This window comes from Pseudomonas sp. 22072, from assembly GCF_052046095.1.
In the GTDB taxonomy this organism is placed as follows: domain Bacteria; phylum Pseudomonadota; class Gammaproteobacteria; order Pseudomonadales; family Pseudomonadaceae; genus Aquipseudomonas; species Aquipseudomonas paracarnis.
In genome coordinates this window covers 207,357-213,348 of the sequence record NZ_JBQEQE010000006.1, presented here as the reverse complement: position 1 = coordinate 213,348, position 5,992 = coordinate 207,357, and the positions used below count along the sequence as shown (strand labels likewise).

Genomic DNA, 5,992 nt, shown 5'->3' with positions numbered 1-5,992 from the left:
CAGGCAAGCCAGCTCCCACATGTTTGAATGGGGTTGCAGTCACTCGCCTTTGTAGATGCACAGCTCGGCGGTGGCGCGGATCATCGCCAGTTGGCGCAGCGGATCATTCAGCGGTTCGTGCACGGCCTCGGCCAGCCATTGGGGGCATTTGGGGTCTGTGCGCAGGGGCGTGAAGTCGGCCAGCTGCTGCAGGAGCCTTTTTTGCAGCGTGTCCAATTGCGGGCGGATCTGCTGGACCAAGTCCGGGCGCGGGTCGTCGGGAGCTTTGCCCTGGAACTGCCAATCGGACAGGTGGGTGTATTGCACCAGTTTATTGGCTTCGATCTGCGCGGCGAAAAACTGCTCGGCAGCGGCTGGGTCCAGCTTGTAGTCAGGTGCCTGGGCAGTAACGCTGGCGATCACCTCTTGCTCGCGCTTCTTGTCCTCCACGGGCTTGTGGCTGTCCCACTTGCTCAGTGCTACCTGGTCGGCAATCTCCAGGCGTTCGGCGATGCTGTTGAGCAAGGGTTCGAGCGTAGGCGGCGCAGCGCTCGCACTGGCACTGATGAACAGCAGGGCAAATACAAGTCTATGTTTCAAGGGCGATCCTCTGTAGGAGCGAGCTTGCTCGCGAAGGTCGCTAACGATAACGCGCCAATGTTGAAAAAATGCGGTGTCTTTGCGTTTTTCGCGAGCAAGCTCGCTCCTACAGGAGGGGGACGTAAATAATCTCAGGCAAAAAAAAGACCTCCCGAAGGAGGTCTTTCTCATCACGCTACCTCAAGCAGCGCTACCGGATTAGCAGCTGTAGTACAGCTCGTATTCCAGTGGGTGTACGAAGGTGCGTACTTTGATTTCTTCTTCGCTTTTCAGGGCGATGTAAGCGTCGATGAAGTCGTCGCTGAAAACGCCGCCTTTGGTCAGGAACGCACGGCCCTTGTCCAGTTCTTCCAGGGCTTCTTTCAGGCTGCCGCACACTTGTGGGATCTCTTTGGCCTCTTCAGGCGGCAGGTCGTACAAGTTTTTGTCGGCGGCGTCGCCAGGGTGGATCTTGTTCTGGATACCGTCCAGGCCGGCCATCATCAGGGCGGCGAAGGCCAGGTAAGGGTTGGCAGCCGGGTCTGGGAAGCGCGCTTCGATACGACGGCCTTTAGGGCTGTTGACGTAAGGAATACGGATCGAGGCGGAGCGGTTGCGTGCCGAGTAGGCCAGCATCACCGGCGCTTCAAAACCTGGGACCAGACGCTTGTAGGAGTTGGTCGACGGGTTGGTGAAGCCGTTCAGGGCCTTGCCGTGCTTGATGATGCCGCCGATGAAGTACAGAGCGGTGTCGGACAGGCCGGCATAGCCTTCGCCGGCGAAGGTGTTCTTGCCGTCTTTGGAAATCGATACGTGAACGTGCATGCCCGAGCCGTTATCGCCGTACAGCGGCTTAGGCATGAAGGTAGCGGTGCGGCCATAGGCATCGGCAACGTTGTGCACGCAGTATTTCAGGGTTTGAACTTCGTCAGCCTTCTTCACCAGCGTGTTGAATTTCACGCCGATTTCGTTCTGGCCGGCAGTCGCCACTTCGTGGTGGTGAACTTCAACGGTCTGGCCCATTTCTTCCAGTGCGTTGCACATGGAGGTACGGATTTCATGGTCGAAGTCGAACGGTGGTACTGGGAAGTAGCCGCCTTTCACGCCTGGACGGTGGCCTTTGTTGCCGCCTTCCACGTCCTGGTCGGACATCCACGAGCCTTGCTCGGAGAAAATCTTGAACATGGAGCCGGAGATGTCGGATTTGAACTTCACCGAGTCGAAGATGAAGAACTCTGGCTCAGGGCCGAAGAATGCGGTGTCGCCGATACCGGTGGACTTCAGGTATTCCTCGGCACGGTGGGCGATGGCGCGTGGGTCGCGGTCATAGCCTTGCATGGTCGAAGGCTCGATGATGTCGCACACCAGGATCAGGGTCGGCTCTTCGGTGAATGGGTCGAGTACGGCGGTGCTGTCGTCTGGCAGCAGGATCATGTCGGAGGCTTCGATGCCTTTCCAGCCGGCGATGGAGGAACCGTCGAACATCTTGCCGACTTCGAAGAAGTCATCTTCCAGCGCATCGCGAGCCGGCATGGTCACGTGGTGCTGAGTGCCTTTTGTGTCCGTGAAGCGCAGATCAATCCATTTAACGTCATGATCTTTGATGAGTTGAACCGACTTCGACATGGTGTCCTCCGGGTGGCTTCGGGCTTGGGTAGTGGAGTTAGCCCTTAGAATTTGGGTGATGCCGGCGCGGATACTCCGCCAAGGCAACCTGCCTCACAAGAGAGCAAATTGCATGCCAGTGCGCCAACATGGCCGTTTTGCCTCAAAATGGCCCCTATAACGGTGCAATCGGCAAAAACGGCATAAATCGCGCACTGCAATGTAGCGTTTATTTGTGTAAATGACCCGTTTTGGTGCATTGCGTATGCAATGCATATTAACTGGTTAAACCTTGAGCGATTTCCGCTATAATCCGCGCCCCCCTTTTTCAGCAGGCCCGGCGCGCGCTGTTTCCATGAAATTAATCGTTAAAGTCTTCCCCGAGATCACCATCAAAAGCCGACCGGTACGGACGCGTTTTATCCGTCAGTTGGCCAAGAACATCCGTGCCGTGCTCCGTGACCTGGACCCGGCTGTGGTGGTGAACGGCGTGTGGGACAACCTCGAGCTGGAAACCCGCATTACCGACGCCAAAGCCTTGAAGGACATGACCGAGCGCCTGAGCTGCATGCCGGGCATCGCGCATTTCCTGCAGGTGGATGAGTACCCGCTGGGCGACTTCGACGACATCACCGAAAAGTGCAAGCAGCACTACGGTAGCGCGCTTGAAGGCAAGATTTTTTCGGTGCGCTGCAAGCGTGCCGGCAAGCACCCGTTCAGCTCCATGGATGTCGAGAAATACGTCGGCAGCAAGCTGCGTCGTGAGTGCGGCGCCGCTGGAATTTCCCTCAAAGCGCCACAAATTGAAGTGCGCATGGAAATTCGCGACCAACGGTTGTTCGTGATCCACAGCCAGCACAACAGCATCGGCGGCTACCCGCTGGGTGCCCTGGAACAGACCCTGGTATTGATGTCCGGCGGTTTCGATTCCACGGTGGCGGCCTACCAGATCATGCGTCGCGGCCTGATGAGCCACTTCTGCTTCTTCAACCTGGGCGGGCGTGCACATGAATTGGGCGTGATGGAAGTTGCGCACTTTATCTGGAAGAAATACGGCAGCTCCCAACGCGTGCTATTTGTAAGCGTACCGTTCGAGGAAGTGCTGGGCGAAATTCTCGGCAAAGTCGATAACAGTCATATGGGCGTAGTATTGAAGCGTATGATGTTGCGCGCTGCGTCCCGAATCGCCGATCAATTGCAGATCGACGCCCTGGTGACCGGCGAAGCGATTTCCCAGGTTTCCAGCCAGACGCTGCCTAACCTGTCGATCATTGACTGCGTGACCGAGAAGCTGGTGCTACGCCCGCTGATCGCCAGCCACAAGCAGGACATCATCGACCTGGCAGAGCAAATCGGCACCGCCGACTTTGCCAAGCATATGCCTGAATACTGCGGGGTCATTTCGGTGAACCCCAAGACCCACGCCAAGCGTCACCGCGTGGAGCATGAAGAGAAAGAATTCGACATGGCGATTCTGGAGCGTGCGCTCGAGAACGCCAAGCTGGTGCCAATCGATCGAGTGATCGACGAATTGGGCCAGGATGTGCAGATCGAAGAAGTCAGCGAAGCCCTGGCGGGCCAGATCGTCGTCGACATCCGTCATCCGGATGCCGCCGAAGATGAGCCGCTGGAAATCGCTGGCATCGACGTGCAAACGCTGCCGTTCTACGCACTGAACGCGCGTTTCAAGGAACTGGATAACAGCCGTCAGTACCTGTTGTATTGCGACAAAGGCGTGATGAGTCGCCTGCATGCCCACCATTTGCTCAGTGAGGGGCATGCCAATGTGCGCGTTTATCGACCGAGCTAAGAGCCCGGGGCTGTTTGCCTGTGGCCTGCGTCACCGGCCCCCCGACTCTGCCGTCAAGCTGTAACGGCAAGGCCTGACTCTACTGTTAATCGCTGCCACGACCTGTCAGCACACCGAATCCTCTGATCGAGATACACAAGTGATCGAAAATCTACGTAACATCGCCATCATTGCTCACGTTGACCATGGTAAAACCACCCTGGTAGACAAACTCCTGCGTCAATCCGGCACCCTGGAGCGCAACGAGCTCAACGACGAGCGCGTGATGGACTCCAACGACCAGGAAAAAGAGCGCGGTATTACCATCCTGGCAAAAAACACCGCTATCAACTGGAACGGCTACCACATCAACATCGTGGATACCCCGGGCCACGCCGACTTCGGCGGCGAAGTAGAGCGCGTAATGTCGATGGTTGACTCCGTTCTGCTGCTGGTTGACGCTCAAGACGGCCCTATGCCGCAAACCCGTTTCGTGACCAAGAAGGCTTTCGAAGCCGGCCTGCGTCCGATCGTGTGCATCAACAAGGTTGACCGTCCAGGCGCGCGTCCGGACTGGGTTCTGGACCAGATCTTCGATCTGTTCGACAACCTGGGTGCCACCGAAGAACAGCTGGACTTCCAAGTCATCTACGCTTCGGCCCTGAACGGTATTGCTGGTCTTGACCACACCGACATGGCTGAAGACATGACTCCGCTGTACCAGTCGATCGTCGACAACGTACCAGCACCGAAAGTCGACCGTGAAGGCCCGTTCCAGATGCAAATCTCGGCACTGGACTACAACAGCTTCCTGGGTGTTATCGGCGTTGGCCGTATCGCTCGTGGTAGCGTCAAGCCGAACACCCCGGTTGTCGCTATCGGCGCTGACGGCAAGAAGCGTAACGGTCGTATCCTGAAGCTGATGGGTCACCACGGCCTGCACCGCATCGACGTTGAAGAAGCTTTCGCTGGCGACATCGTATGCGTGAGCGGTATGGACTCGCTGTTCATCTCCGACACCCTGTGCCAGCCGGACAACGTCGAGGCGATGAAGCCTCTGACCGTTGACGAGCCAACCGTTTCCATGACCTTCCAGGTAAACGACTCGCCTTTCTGCGGTAAAGAAGGCAAGTTCGTGACCTCCCGTAACATCAAGGAGCGTCTGGACAAGGAGCTGCTGTACAACGTTGCTCTGCGCGTTGAAGAAGGCGACTCGGCTGACAAGTTCAAGGTCTCCGGCCGTGGTGAGCTGCACCTCTCGGTACTGATCGAAACCATGCGTCGCGAAGGCTTCGAAATGGGTGTTGGTCGTCCGGAAGTGATCATCCGTCAGGTTGACGGCGTGAAGCAGGAACCGTTCGAAAACGTCACCATCGACACCCCGGAAGAGTCCCAGGGCAAGGTCATGGAAGAGATGGGCCTGCGTAAGGGCGACCTGACCAACATGGTGCCGGATGGCAAAGGCCGTGTGCGTCTGGAATACAACATCCCTGCTCGTGGTCTGATCGGTTTCCGTAACCAGTTCCTGACCCTGACCAACGGTGCTGGCATCCTGACCTCGATCTTCGATCGCTACGACACCATGAAGTCCGGCGACATGTCCGGCCGTCAGAACGGTGTTCTGGTATCGGTAGAAACCGGCAAGGCGCTGACCTACTCCCTGGAAACCCTCCAGGCGCGTGGCAAGCTGTTCGTTGAACACGGTCAAGAGATCTACAACGGCCAGATCGTTGGTCTGAACAGCCGCGACAACGACATGGGCGTGAACCCAACCAAAGGCAAGAAGCTCGACAACATGCGTGCTTCGGGCAAAGACGAAACCATCGCTCTGGTTCCACCTGTTCGCTTCACCCTGGAACAGGCCCTGGAATTCATCCAGGACGACGAGCTGTGCGAAGTCACGCCTAAGTCGATCCGCCTGCGTAAGAAGATCCTGGACGAAGGCGAGCGTACCCGCGCTGCCAAGAAAGCCAAGAACTGAGTTAACTCAGGCTGAATGAAAAACGCCCCCGGTCGAAAGGCCGGGGGCGTTTTTTTATG

Annotated in this window: 4 protein-coding genes; 2 read left to right on the top strand and 2 right to left on the bottom strand. The window is 57.2% G+C overall.

What is annotated here, in order from left to right:
* Positions 1-39: 39 nt before the first annotated feature.
* Both ACTJLA_RS08855 and glnA read right to left on the bottom strand, forming a co-directional pair.
* Entirely contained in the window at positions 40-579 is a 540-nt protein-coding gene (locus tag ACTJLA_RS08855) for a chorismate mutase (RefSeq protein WP_314545686.1), read from the bottom strand.
* A 198-nt stretch (positions 580-777) separates the two neighbouring features.
* Positions 778-2,184, bottom strand: a complete 1,407-nt coding sequence (gene glnA / locus ACTJLA_RS08850; protein ID WP_003187811.1) for a type I glutamate--ammonia ligase — start codon at positions 2,182-2,184, stop codon at positions 778-780.
* A 334-nt stretch (positions 2,185-2,518) separates the two neighbouring features.
* On the opposite strand from glnA, the gene thiI reads away from it, so the two are divergent.
* Together thiI and typA are read left to right on the top strand one after the other, a co-directional pair.
* On the top strand, positions 2,519-3,973 hold the full coding sequence (gene thiI / locus ACTJLA_RS08845) for a tRNA uracil 4-sulfurtransferase ThiI (RefSeq protein WP_034125541.1): 1,455 nt from the start codon (positions 2,519-2,521) through the stop codon (positions 3,971-3,973).
* Between the two features lie 139 nt (positions 3,974-4,112).
* The gene (gene typA / locus ACTJLA_RS08840) at positions 4,113-5,933 is read left to right on the top strand and encodes a translational GTPase TypA (RefSeq protein ID WP_014716526.1); all 1,821 of its coding nucleotides are present in this window, start codon (positions 4,113-4,115) and stop codon (positions 5,931-5,933) included.
* The last annotated feature ends 59 nt before the right edge of the window (positions 5,934-5,992 follow it).